This window comes from Chryseobacterium oncorhynchi (assembly GCF_002899895.1).
In the GTDB taxonomy this organism is placed as follows: Bacteria; Bacteroidota; Bacteroidia; order Flavobacteriales; family Weeksellaceae; genus Chryseobacterium; species Chryseobacterium oncorhynchi.
This window is the reverse complement of the sequence record NZ_PPEI02000006.1, coordinates 38831-65295: the sequence shown is the minus strand read 5'-3', so window position 1 is coordinate 65295 and position 26465 is coordinate 38831. Positions and strand designations below refer to the sequence as shown.

Genomic DNA, 26465 nt, shown 5'->3' with positions numbered 1-26465 from the left:
TTCATATAAGAATATTGACTTCACTTATCTCCCCCATCGGGTTGGAATTAGCACCTTTACACTTCTGGAATCGTGTCGGTTGCTAAGGTTTCTTTGGGCCAAATCCCTCCACCTTTCTTGATAAATCTACTGCAAAGGTAGAGTATTTTTTTAAATATCCAAAAAAAGGCACGCCTGCTCCGATAAGAAAAAAAGACCCATGAAAAATTTCATGAGCCTTTCAATAAAAGTAATTGTAATGAACTATTTTGTATGAACGAAAACTCTAAAGATCTATTGATTTTGATCCTGAGGAATTATTATTTCTTCATGATTTTTTTAAAGACAGATTGGCCATTCTTTAACTTTAGCTCAATCATATATAATCCTTGTGAAAGTCCGTTCATATTGATTTGATTATCTGAAAAAAGCACTTCAACCCTCTGCCCTACAGCATTTAAAACCTTTACTCTTTCAATTCCGGAATCAGTCTTTACCATCAGAATTCCATTGGTAGGATTGGGGTAAACTTCCGTAGCTGAACGATTGATATGTGTTTCTGAAGTCCCTAATCCTGCAGTTGTTTTAATACATCTTACGGATGCTCCCTGCCATCTTGGTGCGCCTGCTGCTGCATTGGTAACTGTGGCCCCTATATATAGGTATTTCGCACCCGTTCCTGTAGCATTAGAACTCCAAAAATAACCTCTTTGTCCTACAAATGTAAAACCTCCCTCTGAGCCTCTAAATCCTCCCATCGGCAATTTTAGACTTCCCTCAAAAGCTTTTGTAGGATTTGTAATCCCCTCAATTGGGAGAATACTTGCCCAATCAGCCTGTGTGGGCAATCTCCATTCTGGGCCTATTGCCTTGCAAGGATCAATACCAACGGTCTCTGATACATCTGCTAAGTTAGATCCTATCCATTTATCATCAGCTCCATTGGTGTCCCACCAAACAGGACTACCAGTAATGTAAGAATTTATACCCTGTAACCCCTTTGGATTATTAACAGCGGGAGATGATGTTGTAGATGAATTTCTCAACTGATGTCCGTCATCCCATCTTCCCCATTGAAATAAATCTCCGTAAGATTCTGCATCATTGATTGCATTGGCAACCCTTGAGCTTCCAAGGTTTTGTCGAAGCCAAACTTTTCCATCTCCGCCACGTACTGTAGTATAAGATACAGGTTGACCTTGATAGGTAAATGTAACACAACCAACATCTCCGGTATTACTTCCAGGATCTGTATTATTACAGCTCTGTGGAGCTCCCGGTCCCTGTTGTGCATATAGTGTGCTTCCAGCCATGAGTATTAATATTATTCCTACTCCCAGTCTTCTTACTGCAAAATATAAATCTCCAATCATAAATATTATTTTTAATTATTCTAAATTTAATTTAATTTTGCGCAAAAGTACTCCTCGTAATTAATTCCGGGTTATCATTTCCCAACTTTTAGTTATCCTATTGAGGATTTACTTTAAGTTGTACCATAACCGTAAATTTTCTTGTATGAGAAATGAAAGAGTGTTTAAATCCGATAACATCGAGATTGTAATACAGGAAGACCCCGATTCTGAAAGGATTTCGAGATCATCTATTCATGAAGATCAATCTAGCTTTAATCTTCTTTTTTTATTGAGTCCTAATGTCAATCTGAAAGCTCATGACTGCGGTACACAATTAGTGTTCAAAAAAAATCAATACATTCTTCATTACTCATCACAGGACAGCAATGCTGAACTATGGACTGAAGATCCGGAAAGTTTAAAATATTTACACATTCAGCTCAACTATAGGTATGTTTCAAACCTGATTTACTCTGAATCCAATGATGAAGGAGCAGAGATCCTGAAAAGTATGATTCATAATAATTTTGTTTTCCTCCAGAAAGCAACTCCCCCGAATATGACTGTAGAAATGCATATAATATTACAGGAAATTTTAAGCTCTTCTAAAAAGGGAGTGATGCAGAAATTATTTATTGAAGCCAAGATCATCAAACTTCTGATCCTTATTTTTGAACAGTTCAATGAAAAAAATTTGCTGGAATCAACATCCAAGAATCCTGAAATGGTCAAAAAGTTTATTGATGAAAATTACCACCGAAATATTAAGGCAGAAGAAATCGGAAAGCTTATGGGTGTTAATCAGAATATGATCAGAAAGGAATTTAAGGCAGAATATCATACCACTATTTCACACTATATTTCGGAACTTAGAATGCTGAGGGCAAAAAAATTAATCACCGATAAGGAGATTATGATTAAGGAAATAGCCATTGAGTGTGGCTATGAGTACATTCAGAACTTTACCCGTGCCTTTAAAAAGAAGTTCGGAGTATCTCCTGAGCACCTGAGGAATAATAAATAGAAAAACCGCCTAAAAAAATTAAGCGGTTTATATATGTTGTTTTGCTCTGATATTACTTTTTCAGAATTAAGGTGAAAAAGCAATGACAATCAATTAATGATGATGTCCGTGATCGTGAATGAAAGGTCCGTTTCCTTTAGGCTGGCTGTAGATTACTTCTACACCTTCCTGCTCAGAAACAAGTTTTCTTCTGATATCTTCAGGATCGAAAGGCTTAACTTTTCCGAAGTACTCTTTCAAACCTTCAGTTAGCCACATTGGGATTACTAATCCGAAGAACATAAAAATACACCAGAACCCCACTAAGAACATAGTAATGAAGAATACAGTCCATAGGAACTGGTAGAACGGCCAAAATGCTGATAAAATCGTTATCATATCTCTTAAAGATTTTAGGCAAAAATAGAACTTTTTTCCTTTTCACACAAAAGATACAGGCTCTATTTTCTAATTTATTTTAATTTTAAACTAATTAGTGGGCAAGATTTGCAAAGAAATCGTTTCCTTTATCATCGGTAATGATGAATGCCGGGAAGTCTTTCACCTCAATTTTTCTTACGGCTTCCATCCCTAATTCCGGGAAGTCTACTACATCTACAGACACAATATTGTCTTTTGCAAGAATAGCAGCCGGTCCCCCGATTGATCCAAGATAGAAACCTCCATATTTATTACAAGCATCAGCAACATCCTTACTTCTGTTTCCTTTTGCCAGCATAATCATACTTCCTCCGTGGCTCTGGAATTCATCAACATAAACGTCCATTCTTCCTGCTGTAGTAGGCCCGAAACTTCCTGAAGCCATTCCCTCTGGTGTTTTTGCAGGTCCCGCATAGTAGATTGGGTGGTTTTTGAAATATTCAGGCATTGGTTTACCGCTATCGATGATTTCCTTGATCTTAGCATGAGCAATATCTCTTGCCACGATCAATGTTCCGTTTAATTTTAATCTTGTCTTGATTGGATATTTTGAAAGTTCTGCTAAAATTTCAGGCATTGGTTTGTTCAAATTAACCTCAACGGCCTCCTCCAAATGTGGTGGTGTAGCAGGTAAGAATCTTTTCGGATCTTGTTCCAATTGTTCAAGGAAAATCCCTTCTTTTGTAATTTTCCCCTTGATATTTCTGTCTGCAGAACAAGAAACACCCATTCCTACTGGACAAGATGCGGCATGTCTCGGAAGTCTGATTACTCTTACGTCGTGAGTAAGATATTTCCCCCCAAACTGTGCTCCAATTGCACTTTCCTGGCAAATTTTCTGAACTTTAGCTTCCCATTCAAGGTCTCTGAAAGCCTGACCAGCTTCATTTCCCTCTGTTGGAAGATTATCATAGTATTTTGCTGAAGCTTTCTTCACTGTTGCAAGGTTTGCTTCTGCTGAAGTTCCCCCGATTACCAATGCTAAGTGATATGGCGGACAAGCTGCCGTACCTAAATCTGAAATTTTCTCTTTCACAAATTCTTCAAGAGATTTTTCGTTCAGTAAAGATTTTGTCTTTTGGTATAGGAATGTTTTATTCGCAGAACCTCCTCCTTTTGTAAGGAAAAGGAACTCATAATAATCTCCTTTTTTAGCATAAATATCGATCTGTGCAGGAAGGTTTGATCCCGAGTTTTTCTCATCAAACATAGTTAAAGGCACTACCTGAGAATATCTTAGATTTCTTTTCTGGTAGGTATTAAAGATCCCACGGCTTAAGAATTCACCATCATCTACTCCGGTGTATACGTTTTCACCTTTCTTACCCATTACAATAGCTGTACCTGTATCCTGACAAGAAGGAAGAGCTCCCTCTGCAGCTACGGCAGCATTCTGTAGTAGGTTGTAGGCAACAAATCTGTCATTATCTGTAGCTTCAGGATCATCAATGATTCTTTTAAGGCTTTCCAAGTGTGAAGAACGTAACATAAAGGAAACGTCTGCCATAGCTTCTTCAGCCAATAATTCCAATCCTTTTGGGTCAATTGTCAAAATTTCTCTGTCACCCAGTTTTTCAACCTTTACATAATCTGATGTAAGTTTTTTATACACCGTATCATCCTTCTGAATCGGATACGGATCCTGATATCTAAAGTCCATTCAATTTTTTGTTTGTACAAAAATACGGCTCCTCATAAAAAATATGAGCAAAATCAGTCATTTAGATTGATATTTATAATGATTATAAATTGCGAATTTCTTCGGTTATCAGTAACTTTATAAAAATTTCAATCACAATGAATTACAGAATAGAAAAAGACACCATGGGAGAGGTGCAGGTGCCTGCAGACAAACTTTGGGGTGCACAAACAGAACGTTCAAGAAACAATTTTAAAATTGGCCCTGAAGGATCAATGCCTCATGAAATCATTGAAGCTTTTGCCTATCTAAAAAAAGCAGCAGCTTATACCAATGCTGATCTGGGTGTACTTTCACCTGAAAAAAGAGATATGATCGCCCAAGTTTGTGACGAGATCCTTGAGGAAAAACTTAACGATCAGTTTCCTTTGGTGATCTGGCAGACGGGTTCAGGAACACAATCAAACATGAATGTTAATGAAGTTGTTTCCAACAGAGCACATGTTAATAATGGAGGAACGTTAGGTGACAAGTCTGAAATTCATCCCAACGATGATGTCAACAAATCTCAGTCATCCAATGACACTTATCCTACAGCAATGCATATTGCAGCCTACAAGAAAGTAGTAGAAGCAACCATTCCTGCGGTTGAAAAGCTAAAAAATACTCTTTCAGAAAAATCAAAAGCGTTCAAGGATGTGGTAAAAATCGGAAGAACCCACCTGATGGATGCAACTCCGCTTACATTGGGACAGGAGTTTTCGGGTTATGTAGCTCAATTAGAGTTTGGTTTAAGAGCTTTAAGAAACACCCTACCACATCTTGCCGAACTTGCTCTTGGAGGTACGGCTGTAGGGACTGGATTGAATACGCCAAACGGTTATGATGTAAAGGTTGCTGGATATATTGCCCAATTTACCAGTCACCCGTTTATCACAGCAGAAAATAAATTTGAGGCATTGGCTGCTCATGATGCTATTGTAGAAAGCCACGGAGCTTTAAAACAACTTGCTGTTTCCTTATTTAAAATTGCTCAGGACATTAGATTATTGGCATCGGGACCACGTTCCGGAATCGGGGAAATTCATATTCCTGAAAATGAGCCGGGATCTTCCATTATGCCTGGTAAAGTAAATCCTACTCAAAATGAAGCTTTAACAATGGTTTGTGCTCAGGTTTTAGGAAATGACACTACCATTTCATTTGCAGGTACTCAGGGAAATTACGAACTGAATGTTTTCAAACCGGTAATGGCTTATAACTTCCTGCAATCTGCGCAATTAATTGCTGATGCATGTATTTCATTTAATGACCATTGTGCAGTAGGTATTGAACCAAACCATGAGAGAATTAAAGAACTCGTTGACAAATCATTAATGCTTGTAACGGCTTTAAATCCTCACATTGGATATGAAAACGCTGCAAAAATTGCAAAAACAGCCCATAAAAATGGTACAACGTTAAAAGAAGAAGCCATCAATCTAGGCCTTTTAACAGCTGAACAATTCGATGAATGGGTAAAACCAGAAGATATGGTTGGAAGTTTAAAATAATTTTAGAATATAGATTAAATAGTAGAAAGCCCCGAAAATTTCGGGGCTTTTTATATTAGTCAGTGATTCTATTAAATCGTGATAGAATGGATTTGATGGAATATTGGCTTTACCATTTATATTTATCCTGAAAAGTCATCCAGCATATTTCTGGTAGGAACAAAGAAAAGCGTTCCCGTAACGGCTGTACTAAAATCCAATATTCTGTCATAGTTTCCCGGAGGGTTTCCAATAAACATATTGGTCAGCATTTTGTTTGTGGTAGTAAATGTACTTGCATAGGAGATAAAATAAGTTCCAAACTCATTGGTGGAGGGATTTCCAAAAGGCATATTATCTCTTACAATCTTTAATTCTTCACCATTTTCACCTTCAATATTAGCCAAGGCAATATGAGAATTGGATGGTTTCACATCATCAGACATTTCAATATCATTTTCTTTGGATCTTCCTATCACTTTTTCCTGATCTTCTTTGGAGAGGCTTTTCCAAGCGTCCATATTGTGAAGATATTTCTGAACGAATAGATAACTTCCACCTTTATACTGAAGATCTTCGTCTCCTATCTTTGCAAAATAGTCACGATCATCACCATGTGGATTTTCTGTACCATCTACAAAGCCTAGGATAGATCTTGCATCCCAATATTTAAATCCGTGAATTTCCAGGATACTTTCCGCAACAGGTTTCAATAGCTTTGATATTTCAATGGCCATATCAAAGATCAGGCTTTTATTATCTGCCCTTAAATGAAAATGAAGACCACCAGGCGTAGAAACAGCCGTATGCTTTTCTCCTTTTATTTCTTTAAAATTCACTAGTTCTTTGGGTGCAAGTGTTGGAAGTTCCAGCTTTTTCCAGGCTTCAGCACCTATTCCCATGACGCAACTTACTCTACTGTCCGGAAATCTGTTGAAACCAGAATTATTAAGGTTTAGCACCAAGGCACATAGATTCTGAAAAGCATCTTTTAGCTGGGGACTATCATGAAGTTTCCAGACCATAAAGATGGTATTACTGTTAGGATAATCAGTTACATTTTGTGATTCTATCGTACTCATCTATCTTTTTGTAGTAAAGTTATTTAAACTTATCAGAGAATTCAATGGTGTACGATAAAAAATCTTTAATTTTTAATGTTTAAAAATAGAGGTACCTAAAACGTAAATGTTCTTCATGAGTAAAGAATATGACTTTCTCCGGCAGATTTTTAAATCTCAAAATACCCTAAAAAGATTTTGAGTAAAGGATATTACACATTAGCCAATCAACTCTTTTGCCTGTGCAAGAGCTGCCTCTGTAATTTTGCTTCCGGAAAGCAATTGGGCAATTTCGTTCAGTTTATCTTCATCACTCAAAGGAATAATAGTAGACTGGGTTTTTCCGGCAATATCCTGCTTTACAACCTTGTAGTTATCATTTCCTTTAGCGGCAACCTGTGCAAGGTGAGAGATAACAATCAACTGCATATCTTCAGACATTTCACGCATAAGATTCCCGATTTCCTCTGCTACTTTTCCTGAAACTCCGGTATCAATCTCATCTAAAATAAGTGTAGGTAGCTCATCACTTTCTGCAATAATTTTCTTTACAGCAAGCATTACCCTTGATCTTTCACCTCCGGAAATTGCTGTCTGGATCGGCTTTAATGGAAAACCTGAGTTCGCCTGAAATAAAAGCTGAATATTCTCTTTTCCGAACGGATTAAACTCGGCAGTATCCTGCAGCTCTATATCTACTTTCGCTTTTTCAAGACCCAATTTTTTAAGAAGACTTTCTGCTTTTTTAATAAAAACAGGAACATTCTTTTTTCTATTTTTAGAAAGCTTTTCAGAAAGTGTCTGAAGTGCTTTTTCTTTCTTAGAAATATTTTCTTCAGTTTCAGCAATCTGTGATTCCAACTCTGAAGCTCCTTTCTGATCTCCTGCTAATTCGTTTCTTATTTCTATCAATTCATTAAGATCTGAAACATTATGCTTAAGAAATAACGCATTGATCTTATTGTTCAGTTCTGTAAGAAATACAAGATTTTCAGGATTAATTTCTACTTTTTCTGCCTCATCTTCAAGTTCGGAAATAATATCTTTCAACTCTACAAAAGAGGTCTCAAGCCTTTGATCAAGCTCTGCAAAGCTGGTAGAAACTTCAGAAATTCTGGAAAGCTTAGCTTTTGCTTCATTAAAGAAAGAAAGAATCCCGATTTCTTCCTGGTGAAATCTTGATAAAATCTGTCCTACATTTTCAGAAATCATCCCCGCATTTTCCTGAATAGATAACTGATTTTGAACATCTTCAAAGTCTACATCATCCAGTTTTAATTCTTCCAGTTCGTTAAGTAAAAATTCTTTATAATCGCTTTCTTTAGTAGATTCTGAAAGTTGTGTCTTCAGTTTTTTAAGCAGCATCTTCAGATTCTGAAAATCTGAAAATCCCTGCTGATATTCTTCTATAATCTTCTTATTTTCAGAAAGTCCATCAATAATTTTAAATTGATATTCTGACGTAAAAAGATTAGATGTTTCAAACTGAGAGTGAATGTCAATCAGTTGAGAAGAAAGTTCTTTAAGAACATCCAGCGTCACAGGAACGTCGTTGATAAATGCACGGGATTTCCCTGATGGGAGGATTTCTCTCCTGATAATGGTCTGATGTTCATAATCCAGATCATTTTCAATGAAAAACTTCTTAAACTGGTTGTTAAGATCAAACTCAGTTTCTACAATACTTTTTTCCTCGGTTTTGGCGATGGATTTTACATCTGCTCTTTCTCCTAAAATAAGTCGCAGTGCTCCCAGGATAATGGATTTCCCGGCACCTGTTTCACCAGTTATTACCTGTAAACCATTTTTCAATGATACTTCTAAGGTATCAATTAAGGCAAAATTTTTAATGTAAATTCTCGAAAGCATTGATAATCTGGTTATAATCCAATTGGAGTTTGAATGGTAAAAATATGTTTTTTTAATGAAAGCAGAAATGACAAATATCGATTAATCCGCAGACAAACTTTTTTGAAATTTCAGTAAGCAGCTCATAAAAGTTTTTATCTAGATACTCAAAAAATGGAGCATCCGGTCAATCGTTTCTTCAACCTTTCCCCGATTGGTCATTATTTCCATTTATTCCACTTATTCTCACTATTTTTTGGTGAAAGAATAATCATGGTTTGCTTTAAATCATTAAGAATAAGCCCACCATTATTTCCGGAATTGAAAATATTGAAGATCTCGTCACTTTTTGTATCCATAAACAGATTGAAAAAGAATCCCTGTTGGAATGAATTTTCATATTTTTTAAGCTGCATTAGGGCATCAAAAATCACTTTCTTGCCAGCCGTCTGATCCTGATTGAAAAGATTATCCATTCCTGATCTGTGATAAGTGTATATGGTAGAGCGCAACTGGCTCCAGTTAGGGTTGATAATTTCATTAATTAATATTGAACGGCTTCTAGGCTCATTAATGGTATTCCACCCATCATAGTTTCTGTTTTGAGCGTTTTGGGCAATCTGCTGAGCTTTTGAAAACCACGGGCTTCCTCCCATCGACTGAAAACTGTCTGCATCATATCCCAAAATAAGGTAAATATAGAAACTGATGACATCCGTAAGGTTTTTGCCGGAAAACTGCCTTTCATTAAAAATAAGGTTTTCATTCTCAATATATTCAAAACTGAATCTTTGATCATTAAGATTGAGTAAAGGAGATTCGTAGGTTGTGTTATAAACAGGACGTACTGCCTGCACAACAATTGTTCCTGTGAATTTATTTACATTCCTTTCTGAAATAACAATGGCAAAGCCACATTTAATTTTTTCAAAATTCTGCAATTTCTTTCCTGTCCAGCTGGTATTATTGATAAAGTCTCTAAGACTTTTTTCCAATGACTTAAATGCCTGCTGATTACTTCCTCCTATCTGCTGGGAATTAACCTGAACTGTAGCCAGTAATTCCTGAGAAAAACCAAGGTTACATATAAAAAACAGAAAAAATAAACTTATAATTTTTTTCATTGTCTATTAAAAATTGAGAACGGAAATTTATTAAAATTATTTTAAAAGCTGAGATTCAACAAAATTGAGAATATCCTTTGCAACTTCTCCTTTCGACTTCAAGTCAAACTCTCTTTTCTCAGTCTTGGTAAATATCTTGATTTTATTAGTATCATTTTTAAAGCCGGCTCCTTCATCACGAAGAGAGTTCAGAACAATCATATCAAGATTTTTCTTTTCCAGCTTTCCTTTTGCATTCTCTTCTTCATTTTGAGTTTCCAAAGCAAAACCTACCAGAAACTGATGGGTTTTCTTTTCTCCCATTGTTTTAAGAATGTCCGGATTTTTAACCAATTCAATGGTGAGATTCTCATCATTTTTCTTAATTTTCTCTTTGGCAATCTCCTTTGGAGCATAATCTGCAACTGCAGCACTTGCAATCCCAATATCTATTTTATCATAGAACTCAAATACCTTTGCCAACATTTCTTTGGCTGAAGTTACCTTATGAAGTTCTACACTTTTATCATTAAGAGTTTGAGAGCTTGGTCCAGAGATCAGGATAACCCTTGCTCCTCTTTTTGAAGCTTCCTCAGCCAAAGAGAATCCCATTTTACCTGAAGAATGATTTCCTATAAACCTTACCGGGTCAAGGGCTTCATAAGTAGGGCCAGCCGTAATCAAGACTGTTTTTCCCTCAAGACTGCTTGTTATTGTATTATCTGTAAAATAATCTTCAATAGCATTAAAAATAGTACCAGGTTCTGCCATTCTTCCTTGTCCGATAAGTCCGCTTGCCAGCTCTCCATTTTCTGCAGGAATGATTGTATGGCCGAAACTTTCAGCTAGCTCTAAGTTTTTCTTTGTAGATGGATGTACATACATATCTAAATCCATTGCCGGAGCAATGAACACAGGGCATTTTGCTGACATATAGGTTGCAATAACGAGATTATCACACATCCCATGAGTCATTTTAGCCAAGGTATTTGCTGTACAAGGTGCCACAATCATGACATCTGCCCATAAGGCTAATTCCACATGGCTGTTCCAGGTTCCGTTATCTCCATAAAAATCAGAATAAACAGGTTTCTTGGATAATGTAGACAGGCTCAATTTGGTGACGAAATGCTCTGCATCGGGAGTCATTATTACCTGTACTTCAGCTCCTTTTTTCACAAAATCCCTTATCAGAAAATGAACTTTATAAGCCGCAATTCCTCCTGAAACGGCGATAAGTATCTTTTTACCGGAAACACTCATTTAGCTTTAATTTTTTTGAAATACTAAAATACTTATTTTTTCCCACAATAAGGGTTTAAAACAATAAAGGTCATAAAAGAACAGAATTCTTTTATGACCTTCGTTTATAAAAAAGACAGATGATTATTTTCTCTCTTCTGTTTTTCTGAAATACACATCTTCGTTTAACCACTCTTCAATAGCGATTGAAGTTGGCTTTGGAAGCTTTTCGTAATGCTTAGAGATCTCAATTTGTTCTCTGTTTTCGAAAACTTCTTCTAATGTAGAATTGTGAACAGCAAATTCGTCTAATTTATTGTGAAGTTCCGTACGGATCTCCGCATTGATTTGCTCTGCTCTCTTTCCCATGATAACAATAGCTTCATAGATTGAACCTACTTTATCTTCAATCTTATCCTTATCGTAAGTGATAGTATTTACTTCTGCTTTTGTATCTTTTACACTCATTTTGAGAAAATTATTTTATTTATAAGATGGCAAATTTACGAATTATCTTTGAATTTTGAAAGTCGCTGCAGGTGGAGGCGTCTGAAGGGCTGCGCTGTCCCTCTGCATCTGCTTTGCTTGCTTTTCATTGCTAATCTGATCTTTAATTTGCTGGTCTGCTTTATTTTGATTAGCCAGTTTATCTGCTTCTTTTTTCTGTCTTGCTGTTAAAACTGCAATTCTTTCTTCAGTTTGCTTTTTAACAACAACAAAGTTTTGTTTTTCTTTCTCCAACTTTACTCTAAGATCAGCTGCAGTTTTGGAATATTCTGTATTAGGAAGCTCTTTCTCTACCATTTTTGCATAGGTCAAAGCACTTTCAATACGCTCATCCTTAAGATCATAAATTGACTTTGTGGCCAATTCATAACGTGACTTCATGATATAATCATAAATTTTCGAACGAAGTTTTGTACTTGGGAAATCTTCCAATACGTTTTCCAATGCTACATTGGCTGCTTTATACTGTCCCATTTTGAAATACTGTCTTCCGTTTTCATAGGCTTTGAATTCCAATTTGTAAGACAGCTCATCAATAAGTTGAGAAATATTTTTTGATCTTTCAGAATTTGGATAATTATTCAGGAAATCCTGAAGTTCATTGATAGCCAATTCTGTACTCGATTGATCCAGGTTGTAATCCATAGATCCCTCATAGTAGCATAATGCAGACATATAAGCTGCTTCTTCTGCTCTTGGATCCTTTGGAAAGTTTACTGCAAAATTTTTAAACTGATGCCCTGCCAGCTTATAGTTCTTGTCATAGTAGTTTGCATACGCTGTATTGAAACCTACGTTAGGAAAGTCATCTGTTCCTGCCACAAGATTGGCAAGCCTGTCGTAAAGAGCCAATGCATTTTTCCACTTTTTCTTCGCGAAGTTTTCATTAGCCGCCTTTAAGATAAACTCTTTATCAGCGCTCTTCATTGCTCTTTCCTGCTGGCTTACACATGAGGCAATTACTGCTACAGCAAAAAGACCTAAAATATATTTTTTCATATAAAAAATTCAACAGTTTTCGGATTACACAGCCGATTTACTAATTTGCAAAAATATAACTTTTTTGTCAATAGATTTTTTTTTATGAATATTTAACGTAAATTTAGTCTGCAGCGTATCCCAAAATAGCAAAAACGCTCAATAAAAGATTCATTCTCACCTTTTTTTCAGCCTCTTTTGCATAGGCTTCTTCATTTTTGCTTGGTACGTAAAGTTCATAAAAGTTTTTGTTTCGGATTACAAACAATGTGGAACCAATAATCATGGTAAGAATATCTTCTGGTTTTGGAGTAAAGGTAAAGACTCCGGAAGCAACTCCTTTTTTAATCACTTCATCCAGTTTCTTTACAAACAGCTGATAGAAGTCCAGCAATTCATCTTTTAGGTTCTCCGTATGACGAAGCTCCTGAGTAACAAACCCATGAAAATAATTGTATTTGAATAGTTGGGAAACGATATATTTTATCATCTCACGCATCTGCATTTCAGGTTTTCCATCCTTGATGGTATCTGCAAATTCTGAGAAATTTTCCCTGGTCTTCAATACTCTATACTGATAGAGATAAGACATCATTTTCTCCTTGGAACCGAAGTAATAAGAGATCATGGCGACGTTTATATTGGCCTTAGAACAGATATCTCTTACAGAAGTTCCCTCGTATCCTTTTTTTGCAATCAGCTCTTCTGCAATATCCAGTATGTGAATCTGTTTTTCTGTAAATTTTTTTTTCATGAAGTGTACTTTGAGTAAAGTTAAGAAATTTTTAACACATTTATAAACGATTGTTTAATAATTTTTAATTAATTCTAAATAATAGTATTTTTGAAAATGGAATTTTTTGATTTTCACCATCATAAAAAAAATATCCGAGACGGAATCTACAATTTGGATATTGAAGAGATTTCGCCAGATTTTCCTTATTCAATAGGCATTCACCCTAATGATATTGATGTTATTAATATCAACCTACAGCTTAGCTGGATAAAAAGTATGATGTTCCAAAATTGCTTTGCAATTGGTGAATGTGGGCTGGATTCTATGGTTCCAATTGATCAAAAAATTCAGGAAGAAGTTTTTTTAAAACAGATTGAAATAGCCAATGAGGTAAAAAAACCAATCATTATTCATTGTGTGAGAAAGTTCTATGAGGTCATCTCGTTTAGGAAAAAGTCTAGTCAGGCTATGATCATTCATGGTTTTAATAAGAAACAACAGATTGCAACGGATCTTCTCAACAATAATTTTTACCTGAGTTTTGGAAAAGCTGTTTTGTATAATTTATCTTTGCAGGATATTTTAAAAAATACTCCACTAGATAAACTCTTTTTAGAAACTGACAATGAAGATTTTAAGATCGAAGAATTGTACCTAAAAGTTTCGGAGATAAAAGAGATTTCTTTGGAACAACTCAACGAACAAATTTTAGAAAATTTACACACGATAAGAAATGGATAAATACTGGTTGGAAAGAACGGAACTTCTGGTAAAAGAAGAAGGTTTGGAAAAATTGAATAAAGCCACTGTTTTGGTTGTTGGTTTAGGCGGGGTAGGTTCTTTTGCTGCTGAATTTCTGGCAAGGGCCGGAGTAGGAAATATGACGATCGTGGATGGTGATACAGTGGACATTACCAATATCAACAGACAGTTGCCGGCTTTGCGATCTACTGTTGGAAAACACAAAGTAGAAGTGGTTGCAGAAAGACTTTTAGATATTAATCCTGATCTTAATTTAACCAAAATCAATGAGTTTCTAAATCCTGAAAGAATGGATGAAGTTTTGGATTCTGCAAAATTTGATTATGTTTTGGATTGTATCGACAGCGTTACTCCTAAACTTTGTTTGATTATTGCTGCTAAAAGAAGAAGGATAAAAATTGTAAGTTCAATGGGAGCCGGCGGAAAAACCGATCCAAGCAAAGTATTGGTAAGAGATATTAGCAAAACCGAACATTGCCACCTTGCAAGACAAGTAAGAAAAAGGTTGAAAAAAGTGAAAATTGACAAGGGAGTTCGTTGTGTTTTTGCCAATGATATTCAGGATGAAGAAAGCCTGAAAATGACTGACGGAACCAATTATAAAAGATCTTTTTACGGAACCATTAGCTATATGCCTGCAATTTTCGGTTTGTATACTGCTGCTGAAGTTATCAACCACCTAGTGAAACAAGATTAATGCACAACACCAAATATCCCAGAGCGGAAAAGCTCAAAATGAATACAGAGATTGGTTTACTTTTTGAAAAAGGTAAATGGAGGACTTCTGGAAATTTAAGAATTATCATTTTGAAAGACAAACCTTCTCTTCCGGTAGAAAGCGGTAGGTTTGGCGTGTCTGTTTCAAAGAGGTATTTCAAAAAGGCTGTTCATAGAAATCGTGTCAAAAGACTTCTTCGGGAATGTTACCGCTTGAATAAGGATTTATTTAAGAATGCTTTTGGAGAAAAAACTCTTGCCATGTTATTTTGGGTTTCTCCCGAAATACCACAAAAGTTTCAGGATGTGGAAGCACAGTTTATAAAGTTGTGTGAGGCACAGAACAAGTAATACTCTTTAATATAACAATATGAAGCTATCACAGCTTCTCACTGGTGAATTCCCTACGGAGATTTATGAAGATCTGCGATTTTTTGCTCGCGGATTTTTATTTTCCTCTATTCACCTAAATTTCATAGCGTATCAAATCTCAGATAGTTTTTGTAATTTTATAGAAAACATTAAATCTGAAAACGAATATGTTAGACAATATTCCCTACCTTTCCTATGTAATCAGTGCTTTTATCGGCATTGGACTGGCTGCTGCAACAGGCTTTAGAGTCTTTTTACCTATGTTTATTGTAAGCCTGGCTTCTTACTTTCATTGGATCCCAATGAATGAGCAGTTTGAGTGGCTTGCAGGTCTGCCAACGCTTATTACAACAGGAATAGCCACGGTTGCTGAGATCCTGGCCTATTACATCCCTTTTGTTGATCATTTATTGGACACTGTTACTATTCCCATGGCTACAGTTGCCGGTTCTATTTTATTTGCCAGCCAGTTTGCTGAGCTTGGAACATTTCCCCAGTGGGCCTTAGCATTAATTGCCGGAGGAGGAACAGCAGCCACCATCAGCTCTGGTTTTGCTGGAATACGGGCCGCTTCTACTGCTACTACAGGTGGGCTGGGAAATTCTGTTGTAGGCACCACAGAAACTGCCGGCGCGGGCATTATGTCTGTTCTTGCTATGGCAGCTCCTATTATTGCGGCTATTTTCGCTATTATCTTGCTGGTTGTTGTGGTTATCTTTGGACGAAAAGCCTGGAAAAAATTACGGAGTAGTAAAAGTGCTCCTAAGGTTTAAATACAAAAAAGTACAGCTAAAATAACTGTACTTTTTTTTTAGTTTTTACTTCTAAAATCTTTTATATCCTTGATTTTGCTTTGAAAGTATTCTTTCTTATCAGGATTTTTCTTGATTAATATTTCAAATGCCTTTATCGCCTTGGTATATAGCTTTTGCTCAAAATAAAGGTTAGCTAACGTTTCCGTCATTAAATGTGAGATATCATCATTCTTTTCTTTTACAACGTAGGAGCTTTCTTCTCTTAGCTGGCTGATCCTAGGATTATTTTCAATGAAAGTCTCAATTGCTTTTTCTTTGATCTCAACTTTTTCCTTTTCTACCTCTTCCGGTCTATCTATTTTCAGCCAACTTTGCCAAGTATTGATAAACCCTGGCACGTTACTATTGATAGAAGATTGAGGGGTATCTACTACAGCCTCCGGCATTGTTTCTTTGTTTATTGATCTTTCTTTCTTTGCTTCTTCCACTCTTAAGCTTGAAATATCTGAACCAAAGAATGAAACATTCATTACAGGGGCTTCTTCTTTAAGAGTAGCTGTACCTATATTCTCTGCTGAATCTTCGTTGTTTTCAATTTGATCTGCTGCCTGTTCAGGAATTTCTTCTATAACCGGTAAAACATCTTCATTTGATTCTTTCAGTTCGGCTTTAGGTTCATTAATAAGTTCTACGCTTTCAATCTTGTTAGTCTCTGTTGCAGAAGCTTCTTCTTTTACAGGGATAACTGTCTCCTCTGACTTCTTGATTAAAGAATCAGGCATATTAGATTCAAGGCTCATCGGTTTCCAAGTGGTTTGAACTTCAGTAGCTGCTTCTTCTTTTTCTTCTACAATCTCTTCCTTAGCAACAACTTCTACCGGTTCTTCTATATGTTCAACAGTTTTTTCCTGTTGTATAGGTTCCGTTGTTAAGTCTTTAGTTTCCGGATCATCCTGTCCGGTAGACCAAAAATGGAAATTCTGAGTTTCAGCAAAGCTGATTTCATGATCTCCAGAAGCTTCCAGCTCTTCTTCCTCAGGTTGTGGAGCAGGCTTCGTCTCTTTCATTTTTTTCTCTACCTCCTCGATCAGACGTCTCATTTCCTCCTCATGTTTATTTACATTGGGTTGAGAAATCTCAGCAACTTCCGCCACTTCTTCGTTATTTCCCTGTATTTTAACATCAGGCATGAACGCTTCAGTTCCGTGGAAGCTTAATTCAACCTCTTTTGGCTCATCTTCGGATGTAGAAACTGAAACATTCTCGTTTTCAATAATGGTTTCAGGCTCTGCTACCTCTTCTTTATTTTCTTCAATAATTCCTGTCGGCAATAAGGATTCTGTTTCTTCAAAGCTTAGATTTTCTTCTTCTTCAACTTTTTCTTCTTCAGTTTCTGAAATGATCACATTTTCATCAATAACTGTTGTTGGAGTGAAGTTTTCACCTGTATTCTCTTCAATTTCAGCCTGTGTTTCCTCTTCTTTATGGTGAACAGGTTCATCTTCCGATAGGGGTTCTAATCTTTGAGTAACCAGTGTTCCGGATTCTAATGTAGATTCAAGATCAATGGTCTCAGTATTTTTTTCATCAAGGAAATTTTCTTCGCCCTCAAATAAAATTCTGTTTCTTTCGCCATTAACAAAGATGTGTTTCACCTCTTGTGGAGTCTGCAATATGCATGACTCTTTTTCCTCTTCTGCATTCTTTTCAGAAACATTATCTTCTCTTTTTATTGGAAAAGCTTTTTCTTTATAGGCATATCGAGGTTTTTCAACAATCTTGGAGGATTGTTTTTCTTCTACAGCTTCAGGTTTAGGTTCCTGCTGAATTTTCCCGTTGATCAGTTGATAAAGAATTTTTTTATCAGTAGTATAAGCTGCTGTTGTAGAAAGCTCTCTTTGATAATTTTCTTTTTCATAGAGGTGTACTCCATATAAATGAAGCGCCCTTATATTTTGAATATAGGGAAAAGAGTGAATCTCTTCTTTCAAAAGACCAAGGTCTTCTGATTGAATATTTTTCGGATTTTTTATTAATTCTAAAACTCTGGGATTCATCTTACCAATTCGCTACAATGTCGTTAAAAATCTTGTTAATAATTCTCTCTGTTACAATTTTCACCTGTGAAGCTTCGATATCAGATTGTGACAAGTTGCTGTTAAAAGCGGCTTCATCAGTATAAGTTCTATCAAAACTAGAATCCGGATGTACTTTATTTTCATAATGCACTTTTACGGTAATTGTAAGCTTATTCTGTGCCTGTTGTATCACTCCACCCGCAGGAGTTTGCGATGTGGTAGAGCTGATCGTAGTTGGCGTAATGGCATAGTCTGTAATTTCTCCTTCAATCAAGATATCAGGATTCTCTTTAGTTCCTTTCAAGGTTGTTCTTTGTAGAAATCTATTCTGGATATCTGTTGAGAACTGTTGTGATAATGAAGGGTTTACAAGGGTTGCATTATTGGGAAACTCATTGATCTGAACGGTCTTTTCATCTGTAAGGGATGATCCTGTAAAGCTATAACAAGAATTTAGAACTCCCAGCAAAGCAAAAAGAACCCCAACCAGTATTGGCTGTTTCAGACTAATATTTTTATTTTTAAAATTCATTTTTAGATCCAATTTCAGTAATTTCATCATGCTCAATTTGTTGAATAGCATCTTCATAGGCAAAATAATTTGCAGTGTATAAAAATGGCATAGTAAAAAGAATTCCTATTCCACAAGCAATAATACCAATCTGAGCTAAAATACCGATTACTATTGAAAAAAGTAAAATTGATATTAGATTTCCTTTACTCATTACTTTTGAAATATTCCAAGCTTCTTTTATATCTTTAATTCCTTTAAGGCTGATTAACGGGATAATATAGAAGCCTCTCAATACAAAGTAATAGATAGCTGCTATTATTAAAAATATATAAGGAATCATAAAAATAACGGCAACCGGGTTTTCATTATTTTCTGACATTCCTCCAGTTATAGCCATCACAATAATTAAAGGAATGTAAAGTACCAGAACACCTCCAAAAACAATTAACTGCAAAATAAAATAAGGCATAAAATCTTTAAAGTCAAAAATATCTCCTGGACTCGCAGGCTGATTTCTATTAAGCTTTTGAAGGTATTTATATAAATTACCCATAGCTAATAGGCTGCAAAAAGGAATAATTGACATGATACAGCATACTAAAAATGCTATAAAAATATTACCGAAGTCTTTCTTTAAAAGTTCAAAACCTTTATTAATATATTCTCCAAGTTTAAAATTGATTGGTTTAGGTGTTAAAATTACTTTCATTATTTATATTGTGTTTAATCTTCCAGGTTATATTGTTTTATTTTTCTATATAAAGTTCTCTGAGAAATTCCCAGCTCGTCTGCCGCTCTGTTTCTCCTTCCTTTATGTTTCTCCAATGCTTTGATGATCAAATCTTTTTCATTGTTCTGAAGAGAAAGTGATTCTGGCCTGTTTTCTTCTACTTCAATGTCTTCAAAGTCTTCATAACTATCTTCAGGACTTGAAATAATGGTTGGGGTCTGAACCGTTGGTGCATCGTTATTATTTTCAAAATACAATAAGGATCCTGAGTTGACCTGTGCTTGGCTTTCCGGAGTATAAATCCTATTGATAAGGTTTTTCTCATGATTACTCAGGTCTGCCGTTCCTCTGTTCTTTATCAATTCCGAAGTTAAGGATTTTAAATCATTAATATCATTCCTCATATCAAAGAGAATTTTATACATAATTTCTCTTTCGCTTCCGAAGTCATTTTGCTTTGGTGTACTCTGGTTATTAACCACCATTGGAAGATGCGTTTCCATTGGAATGTACTCTGCAAGCTTTTCTACTGTGATATTTCTGTTTCTTTCCACAACGGTCATCTGCTCTACAAGATTTCTTAGCTGGCGGATGTTTCCCGGAAAAGAATAGTTGTCTATATAATGAACGGCATTAGGTTCCAGTTCCAGTTCCGGCATTCTGTATTTTTCCGCAAAGTCTATAGCAAACTTTCTGAATAACAAATGGATATCACCTTTTCTTTCTCTTAAAGGCGGCATATCAATCTGAACAGTATTCAAACGATAGTATAAATCCTCACGGAATCTTCCGTCATGAATAGCCTTCATCATATTAACGTTGGTAGCTGCTACAATCCTCACATTGGTTTTTTGAACCTGTGAAGAACCTACTTTCATAAATTCACCACTTTCCAGTACTCTTAAAAGACGAACCTGCGTCTGTAAAGGAAGCTCTCCCACCTCATCCAAAAAGATTGTTCCTCCATCCGCTACTTCAAAGTATCCTTTTCTGGTTGCTGTAGCTCCTGTAAAAGCTCCTTTTTCGTGTCCGAACAGTTCGGAATCTATGGTGCCCTCAGGAATTGCCCCACAGTTTACTACGATATAAGGCTGATGTTTTCTTTTGGATTCTGAATGGATAATCTTTGGAATGAATTCTTTCCCTACTCCACTTTCCCCAATAACAAGAACGGATATGTCTGTAGGGGCAACCTGGATAGATTTTTCCAAGGCCCTATTAAGTGCCGGAAAATTCCCGATAATTCCAAAGCGGTTTTTTATGTTTTGTAACTCGTTGCTCATAAGTAAATTTTTGATTATTGATTCAATGTTAAAGTTCTACAGTTCTTCTATCTGTGTTCTGTAGATTTTGTTGAAATGATGAGTGTAGGCGTCTTTCATCGTCTTTCCGTCATCATACGTTTTTAATGCTAACATTTTCAAATCCAAATAATCCTTGTTTCTAATCTTAGAAACTTTACTTTTAAAGTATATATTCTCAGCAAAGTCGTTTTCCTTGCTTTGTTTTTCAAAATTTTCCAGGGCTTTGTCATATCTACCCAGCTCGAAATAAGTGACTCCCAGCTGGTAATGATCAAACATTCCCTTGACATAACCTCTGGTAACCAGAAGTCTTTCTATAATACCTGCAGCCTTTTCTTTCTGTCCTAAAGCACTGTAAGACATAGCTTTCACTACATCAAGATTATAGTCTCCGTTTAAGGATCTTCCTAAATCTTCAGGATAATATTTTTTTAATTCCTCCAGATCACGGACAGCACCTTTATAGTCCCTCAAGAACTGGAATTTACACCATCCTCTGTATCCAAGATGCATTTTAGGGTCTAAAGCAACGGCCTTATCAATTAAGATTTTCCAGGTTGCAAAGTCTCCATTCTTAAGATAAGGAACGGCTTTCTCCATATAGGCATTGGAGAAACTCGGACAAAGTTCAATAGCTTTATCAAATCCTTCCTGAGACTCCCAGGAACCTTGTAAATCTGAAGCCCAGTTGTATAACTCGCACGCTTTTTTGCAGTCCTCACCCTCTACTGCATTACAGTTGACCTGTGCAATAGTATTGGTGTACACTATAAGTAACAAAAAGCTAAGGTAATACCTCTGAAACTTGTCCATTTTCAATTTTATAGGTTAAATACTGATAATAGTCTATTTTTAAACCTTTTACCTCTTTTGGCATCCAGCCATTGAGTGATTTTGTGAATTCTAAAAGCTTATTTTCTAATGCTTCATCCAAGACAGTATCTTTCAATTCTGAATCCATGTGCTTCAGTCTGAACCATCCTGTCTTTCCCTCACAATTTACTAAAAATCTAACGGTCACATAACCATTAATCTCTTTTTCAGAGTATATGTTTTCTTTTTTTAGTTTCTCAACAATAGCGATTTTTTCTCCTTTATAATCAACCGGCTGTTGTCCGTGATAATACTGAAAACTGAAAGGTCTATTTTTACCTGCTCCGCATTTTTTAAAACCTACGTCATCCAGTTTTTCGTCAAATATAGCATCACCAACGGTATCCGGATATTTACCTGTATTTTTCTCTGCCTGACAAGAGATCAGGGCAAAGGAAAATAGAGTAAAAAGGTAAACCGCTTTTATCAAAACCTAAATTTATTCTGTGATTCTTCCTAAAAGCGTGCCTTGGGTGTTATCGTAAACAAAAACATCCACAATGTCACCTATTTTCTGTCCTTCCGTCTTATCAAAGACACATACTGCATTTTGGGAATTCCTTCCTTTCCATTGGTTTTCGTTCTTTCTGGAAATTCCTTCGATCAGAATCTGATGCTCTCTTCCCACATAAGATTCCATTCTTTGTCTGGAAAGTTCTCTCTGTAGGTCAATAACCTCAGCAAGACGTCTCTGCTTAACATCAGCAGGAATATTATCTTCCATTTTTTTGTGCGCAGGCGTTCCCGGTCTTTCTGAATAGGCAAACATATAACCGTAGTCATATTCCACTTCTTTCATAAGACTTAATGTATCTTGATGATCTTCTTCAGTTTCGTTACAGAATCCGACAATCATATCCTGAGAGAAAGATACTCCAGGAACTATTTCCTTGGCTTTTCTTATTAACTCCAGATATTCTTCACGGGTATGCTGCCTGTTCATGGCTTCAAGCATCTTATTACTTCCGCTTTGTACCGGAAGGTGTACATATTTACATATATTATCGTGCTTTGCCATCATTTTGAATACATCCAGACTCATATCCTGAGGATTAGATGTAGAGAATCTGATTCTCATTTCAGGGATAGCTTTGGCCACTAAATCAAGCAATTGAGCAAAGTCAACGGCTGTAGCTTTCTGCATTTCAGATGCCTTGGCAAAATCTTTTTTAGGACCTCCACCATACCACAAATAAGAATCTACGTTTTGTCCTAAAAGGGTAATTTCTTTATAACCGTTATTCGCTAAATCTTTGCATTCATCTATAATAGAGTGTGGATCACGGCTTCGTTCTCTTCCTCTGGTAAACGGAACGACACAGAATGTACACATATTATCACAACCTCTGGTGATGGTCACAAAAGCTGTAACTCCGTTTCCTCCTAAACGTACAGGATTGATATCTGCATAAGTCTCTTCTTTTGAAAGAATTACGTTGATAGCATCTCTTCCATCATCTGTTTCTTTCAATAGGTTAGGCAGGTCTCTATAAGCATCAGGGCCCACAACAAGATCTACCAATTGCTCTTCTTCTAAGAATTTGGTTTTTAATCTTTCCGCCATACATCCCAGAACCCCTACCGTCATGCTCGGTTTTTCTTTCTTAAGATTTTTGAATTGAGCAAGACGCATTCTTACTGTTTGCTCAGCCTTTTCACGGATGGAGCATGTATTCAACAGGATCAAATCTGCTTCTTCAACTTTCATCGTAGTATTATACCCTTGTTCATTAAGGATGGACGCAACAATCTCAGAGTCAGAGAAATTCATTTGACAACCATAGCTTTCTAAAAACAATTTTTTAGAATTCTCGGGTCTTTCAGCAATTGCAAAAGCTTCGCCTTGTTTTGTCTCGTCTATATATTTTTCCTGCACGATAATCAATTTAAGGTTCGGGATTTAAAGTTCCGGGGATTATTCCGTGAATTTTAATCTACGAACAGATAAGTTTGCAAAGATACAAAATATTGTGACAGAATGTCAGGGCTATCTTTCAGTAAAAATTATTGAAAAATCTAAAGAAAATCCAATCCTTTATTTTATTAGAATATTTGTATATCTAGGAGATTTTAAGGCTTTTTACAGCATCGTTTATTTTACAATCAAAAGTTTTTTTTAATCTCCGTGGTCAAAATGATCTGATGTAAAATTAATTTTAATGATTTTTTTAGAAACCACAGGATTCCCATATTTCATGGCTGGCATCCATTTATTTTTCACCTTTTTAATTGCAAAGCGCATATCATCAATAAACATTTCGCTGTTCTTTACTTTTGGTAAGACATCAAGATTCTCCACCTTACCGGATGTATTCACATCAAACACAAAAACAAATTTTCCATTGACTGCATATTTCTTAAGATCGATATAAGAGTATATCATTTGTAAAAACTCTTTGGTAAAAGCTTCATCACCACCAGGAAATTCTGCATTTTGATAAGTTCCTGCATTATCATTCTTAGTCTGAGATTCTTGCGAGTATCCCATAAAACTGACGAATAGGAATAGAAGTAAAAAATATTTTTTCATCCTAACGTGCATTACATATCTACAGACAATGAAGAGAAGTTCATTCTTACTCTCATTTCAGATTTTACAGGTTGTCCATTGCAGGTTGCCGGAGACCAAGTTTTCTTAATTCTTCTTACCACATACTGCATATCATCAAAGAAAGCCTCGCTGTGAAGAACTTTTGGTGAACCAACTGCATCAATAACTTTTCCTTTATCGTCTATAATTAGTGAAAATGTAAAATCACCACTCAACGTATAAAAGTCTGCGTTCAGATAAGTATACATATATTTACTTAATATGTTCTTATAGGCTGAAGCTCCTCCTTCGAAAGAAGCAGGCTTAAAATCATTACACTTCGCAGCAACCTGTAAGAATGGTTCTTTGATATCTATTTTAAAAAGATTTTTATTGTTTTCTACAATAAAGGAATCATCTCTATCTTCAAGCTCCTGGGCAAATGTAAAATTTGCAACACAAAGAGCAAAAAAAACAAGTATCGTTCTCATAGCGGATTTTATTCTTAAATTATTGAACAAAGGTAAATATTTAGAGGTCTTATAAAAAAGAAAAACTTCATACGAAGATGAAGTTTTAAGAGTATTCAAGCCTAAAAGCCTATCATAATCAGACTATAACATACCCTTGATATGTTTATAATTTGATTTTACGGTTTCAAGAACCTCATCCATTTTTCCGCCAAGCATTAGCTGTGCCATAGATTTTGTCATCCCCAGTACCTGATTAAATTCAATTTTTGGAGGAAGTGCCAGGGCATTAGGATTGGTGAAAATATTCAACAGGTAAGGACCATTATGGTCGAAACATTCCTTAATAGCATTTTCCACATCTTCAGGTTTATGCACATTTCTTCCAGGATATCCCATTGCCTGAGCGACTAACCCAAAATCAGGATTAATCATGTCGGTTTCATTATCCGGCATCCCGCCCACTTCCATTTCCAGTTTTACCATTCCGAGAGTTCTGTTATTAAAAACAATTAATTTTACGGGTAATTTATACTGAAAAATTGTAGCCATATCACCCAGCAGCATAGATAGTCCTCCATCTCCACACATTGCAATAATCTGCTTATCGGGATGTGCCAATGAAGCTCCTATAGCCATAGGCATTGCATTGGCCATTGATCCATGATTAAAGGAACCTAACATCTTTCTTTCTCCGGTTCCTGTAATAAATCTAGCTCCCCAAACGCAACACATTCCTGTATCTACAGTAAAAATAGCGTCTTTTTTAGCTAATCGATCCAAAGTGTGTGCTACATATTCCGGCTGAATGGCATCTTCCTTGCCAAAATCTTTGACGTATTCAAGCTGGTTTTCCTTTACCTTTTCATAAAATGCCAACTGTTCGTTCAGGAAGTCAACATCTGTTTTTTCGTTCAACATCGGTAGCAAAGCCATGATCGTTTGCTTAACATCACCTGCTAGTCCCATTTCAAGCTTAGCTCGTCTTCCTAATCTTTCAGGACTCTCATCTATCTGAACGATTTTATTTTTTACCGGCATGAATTTCTGATATGGAAAATCGGTTCCCAAAAGAATAACCAGATCAGCCTCGTGCATGGCATGATAAGCAGAGGGAAAGCCCAACAATCCTGTAAGTCCAATTTCATTCGCATTATTAGGCTGAATGGCCATTTTTCCACGAAATGAATACCCAACGGGAGCTTTTAACAATTGGGATAATTCTATAACTTCAGTACTGGCTTCAGCAGCTCCTATCCCACAATAAAGGGTCACTTTCTTATTTTCATTGATAAGTGTTGCCAGACTTTTCAGCTCATCATCCGATGGTCTGATAACCGGACTGGTTTTAAATATTTGAGTTGAAGTAGAGCCCTCTTCTGCATCAAGTTCGGAAACATCACCCGGAAGACCTATTACAGCAACTCCTTTTTTTGAAATAGCATGCTGAATGGCTGTTTGAATCGTTCTTTGTACTTGTTCAGGACGTGTAATCATCTGATTATAGTAACTACAGTCATCAAAAAGCTTTATGGTATTGGTTTCCTGAAAATAATCCATTCCCATTTCATCACTAGGGATTGTGGAGGCAATAACCAACATCGGAATATGGGACCTGTGTGCTTCATATACTCCATTGATTAAATGAACATGTCCGGGACCACAACTTCCGGCACACACTGCAAAGCCGTCAAGCTCTGCTTCGGCTGCTGCTGCATAAGCGCCCACTTCTTCATGACGCACATGAATCCATTGGATACTGCTTTTCTTGACTGCGATATTGAGATGATTGAGACTGTCTCCTGTTACTGCATAAATTCTTTTCACACCCGCATTTTCGAGCATTTCAACAATTTGCTCTGCTATATTTTTAGCCATAATTAATAGATTTGGTGATTATTTTCTCTTTATAAAGAATGATAATAAGAGGATATAA

26 protein-coding genes and 1 riboswitch are annotated in these 26465 nt (G+C 36.1%); of the genes, 6 read left to right on the top strand and 20 right to left on the bottom strand.

All coding sequences use genetic code 11. The features are described from left to right. Positions 1-21: 21 nt before the first annotated feature. A riboswitch (SAM riboswitch) is annotated at positions 22-127 on the bottom strand. A 172-nt stretch (positions 128-299) separates the two neighbouring features. Then, complete coding sequence (locus tag C1638_RS18155; protein WP_109623373.1) at positions 300-1352, bottom strand: T9SS type A sorting domain-containing protein; 1053 nt, start codon at positions 1350-1352, stop codon at positions 300-302. A gap of 145 nt (positions 1353-1497) precedes the next feature. Here C1638_RS18155 and C1638_RS18150 point away from each other — a divergent pair, with 145 nt between their 5' ends. Further along, positions 1498-2358: a helix-turn-helix domain-containing protein gene (locus tag C1638_RS18150; protein WP_109623371.1), complete on the top strand. Its 861-nt coding sequence runs from the start codon at positions 1498-1500 to the stop codon at positions 2356-2358. A gap of 93 nt (positions 2359-2451) precedes the next feature. Here C1638_RS18150 and C1638_RS18145 read toward each other — a convergent pair whose 3' ends face one another. Continuing rightward, complete coding sequence (locus C1638_RS18145) at positions 2452-2736, bottom strand: hypothetical protein (RefSeq protein WP_185126716.1); 285 nt, start codon at positions 2734-2736, stop codon at positions 2452-2454. Positions 2737-2830: 94 nt separating this feature from the next. Beyond that, positions 2831-4438, bottom strand: a complete 1608-nt coding sequence (locus C1638_RS18140) for a fumarate hydratase (protein WP_109623369.1) — start codon at positions 4436-4438, stop codon at positions 2831-2833. Between the two features lie 137 nt (positions 4439-4575). Between C1638_RS18140 and fumC the strand changes: the two genes are divergently transcribed. Beyond that, on the top strand, positions 4576-5970 hold the full coding sequence (gene fumC, locus C1638_RS18135; protein ID WP_109623367.1) for a class II fumarate hydratase: 1395 nt from the start codon (positions 4576-4578) through the stop codon (positions 5968-5970). A 122-nt stretch (positions 5971-6092) separates the two neighbouring features. On the opposite strand, the gene C1638_RS18130 is transcribed toward fumC, so the two are convergent. The 7 genes from C1638_RS18130 to C1638_RS18100 all read right to left on the bottom strand — a co-directional run bounded on the left by C1638_RS18130 (position 6093) and on the right by C1638_RS18100 (position 13442). Then, a complete protein-coding gene (locus tag C1638_RS18130; RefSeq protein ID WP_109623366.1) occupies positions 6093-7031 on the bottom strand; it encodes a Dyp-type peroxidase in 939 nt (312 codons plus the stop codon). A 198-nt stretch (positions 7032-7229) separates the two neighbouring features. Further along, a complete protein-coding gene (locus C1638_RS18125; protein WP_109623364.1) occupies positions 7230-8879 on the bottom strand; it encodes a DNA repair protein RecN in 1650 nt (549 codons plus the stop codon). Positions 8880-9079: 200 nt separating this feature from the next. Then, complete coding sequence (porD, locus tag C1638_RS18120; RefSeq protein ID WP_109623362.1) at positions 9080-9982, bottom strand: type IX secretion system protein PorD; 903 nt, start codon at positions 9980-9982, stop codon at positions 9080-9082. 36 nt (positions 9983-10018) lie between these two features. After that, complete coding sequence (gene coaBC, locus C1638_RS18115) at positions 10019-11224, bottom strand: bifunctional phosphopantothenoylcysteine decarboxylase/phosphopantothenate--cysteine ligase CoaBC (RefSeq protein ID WP_109623360.1); 1206 nt, start codon at positions 11222-11224, stop codon at positions 10019-10021. 123 nt (positions 11225-11347) lie between these two features. Then, positions 11348-11671: a DNA-directed RNA polymerase subunit omega gene (locus C1638_RS18110; protein ID WP_034681463.1), complete on the bottom strand. Its 324-nt coding sequence runs from the start codon at positions 11669-11671 to the stop codon at positions 11348-11350. A gap of 42 nt (positions 11672-11713) precedes the next feature. Then, positions 11714-12709 (bottom strand): outer membrane protein assembly factor BamD, encoded by a 996-nt coding sequence (locus C1638_RS18105; RefSeq protein ID WP_076357087.1) that lies wholly within the window; start codon positions 12707-12709, stop codon positions 11714-11716. A 103-nt stretch (positions 12710-12812) separates the two neighbouring features. Further along, positions 12813-13442 carry a TetR/AcrR family transcriptional regulator gene (locus C1638_RS18100; protein ID WP_076553179.1) on the bottom strand — a complete coding sequence of 210 codons (630 nt, stop codon included), beginning with the start codon at positions 13440-13442 and terminating at the stop codon, positions 12813-12815. Between the two features lie 96 nt (positions 13443-13538). Between C1638_RS18100 and C1638_RS18095 the strand changes: the two genes are divergently transcribed. From C1638_RS18095 to C1638_RS18080, 4 genes are all read left to right on the top strand, one after another. Beyond that, the gene (locus tag C1638_RS18095; protein WP_109623359.1) at positions 13539-14165 is read left to right on the top strand and encodes a TatD family hydrolase; all 627 of its coding nucleotides are present in this window, start codon (positions 13539-13541) and stop codon (positions 14163-14165) included. Continuing rightward, positions 14158-14883 carry a tRNA threonylcarbamoyladenosine dehydratase gene (locus tag C1638_RS18090; protein WP_109623357.1) on the top strand — a complete coding sequence of 242 codons (726 nt, stop codon included), beginning with the start codon at positions 14158-14160 and terminating at the stop codon, positions 14881-14883. Before C1638_RS18095 ends, C1638_RS18090 begins: the two co-directional genes overlap by 8 nt. Next, entirely contained in the window at positions 14883-15254 is a 372-nt protein-coding gene (gene rnpA / locus C1638_RS18085) for a ribonuclease P protein component (protein ID WP_109623355.1), read from the top strand. Before C1638_RS18090 ends, rnpA begins: the two co-directional genes overlap by 1 nt. Before the next feature lie 188 nt (positions 15255-15442). Further along, positions 15443-16048: a DUF4126 domain-containing protein gene (locus C1638_RS18080; protein ID WP_109623353.1), complete on the top strand. Its 606-nt coding sequence runs from the start codon at positions 15443-15445 to the stop codon at positions 16046-16048. Positions 16049-16086: 38 nt separating this feature from the next. Here C1638_RS18080 and C1638_RS18075 read toward each other — a convergent pair whose 3' ends face one another. The 10 genes from C1638_RS18075 to C1638_RS18030 form a co-directional block, all read right to left on the bottom strand. Next, positions 16087-18087, bottom strand: coding sequence for a tetratricopeptide repeat protein (locus tag C1638_RS18075; protein WP_109623351.1), 2001 nt, complete (start codon positions 18085-18087; stop codon positions 16087-16089). A 1-nt stretch (position 18088) separates the two neighbouring features. Then, positions 18089-18640, bottom strand: coding sequence for an LPS assembly lipoprotein LptE (gene lptE / locus C1638_RS18070; RefSeq protein WP_109623523.1), 552 nt, complete (start codon positions 18638-18640; stop codon positions 18089-18091). Then, the gene (locus tag C1638_RS18065; RefSeq protein WP_109623349.1) at positions 18630-19331 is read right to left on the bottom strand and encodes a DUF4013 domain-containing protein; all 702 of its coding nucleotides are present in this window, start codon (positions 19329-19331) and stop codon (positions 18630-18632) included. Before C1638_RS18065 ends, lptE begins: the two co-directional genes overlap by 11 nt. 14 nt (positions 19332-19345) lie before the next feature. Further along, on the bottom strand, positions 19346-20635 hold the full coding sequence (locus C1638_RS18060) for a sigma-54 interaction domain-containing protein (RefSeq protein ID WP_109623347.1): 1290 nt from the start codon (positions 20633-20635) through the stop codon (positions 19346-19348). A 36-nt stretch (positions 20636-20671) separates the two neighbouring features. Then, positions 20672-21469, bottom strand: coding sequence for a tetratricopeptide repeat protein (locus C1638_RS18055; protein WP_109623345.1), 798 nt, complete (start codon positions 21467-21469; stop codon positions 20672-20674). Continuing rightward, positions 21441-21959, bottom strand: coding sequence for a hypothetical protein (locus C1638_RS18050; protein ID WP_109623343.1), 519 nt, complete (start codon positions 21957-21959; stop codon positions 21441-21443). The genes C1638_RS18055 and C1638_RS18050 overlap by 29 nt, the downstream gene beginning before the upstream one ends. Before the next feature lie 9 nt (positions 21960-21968). Continuing rightward, on the bottom strand, positions 21969-23405 hold the full coding sequence (gene miaB / locus C1638_RS18045) for a tRNA (N6-isopentenyl adenosine(37)-C2)-methylthiotransferase MiaB (protein WP_109623340.1): 1437 nt from the start codon (positions 23403-23405) through the stop codon (positions 21969-21971). 240 nt (positions 23406-23645) lie between these two features. Then, a complete protein-coding gene (locus C1638_RS18040; RefSeq protein WP_123838398.1) occupies positions 23646-24059 on the bottom strand; it encodes an energy transducer TonB in 414 nt (137 codons plus the stop codon). 11 nt (positions 24060-24070) lie between these two features. Then, complete coding sequence (locus C1638_RS18035; protein ID WP_109623336.1) at positions 24071-24550, bottom strand: energy transducer TonB; 480 nt, start codon at positions 24548-24550, stop codon at positions 24071-24073. A 123-nt stretch (positions 24551-24673) separates the two neighbouring features. Continuing rightward, complete coding sequence (locus C1638_RS18030) at positions 24674-26407, bottom strand: thiamine pyrophosphate-dependent enzyme (protein WP_109623334.1); 1734 nt, start codon at positions 26405-26407, stop codon at positions 24674-24676. Positions 26408-26465: the final 58 nt, after the last annotated feature.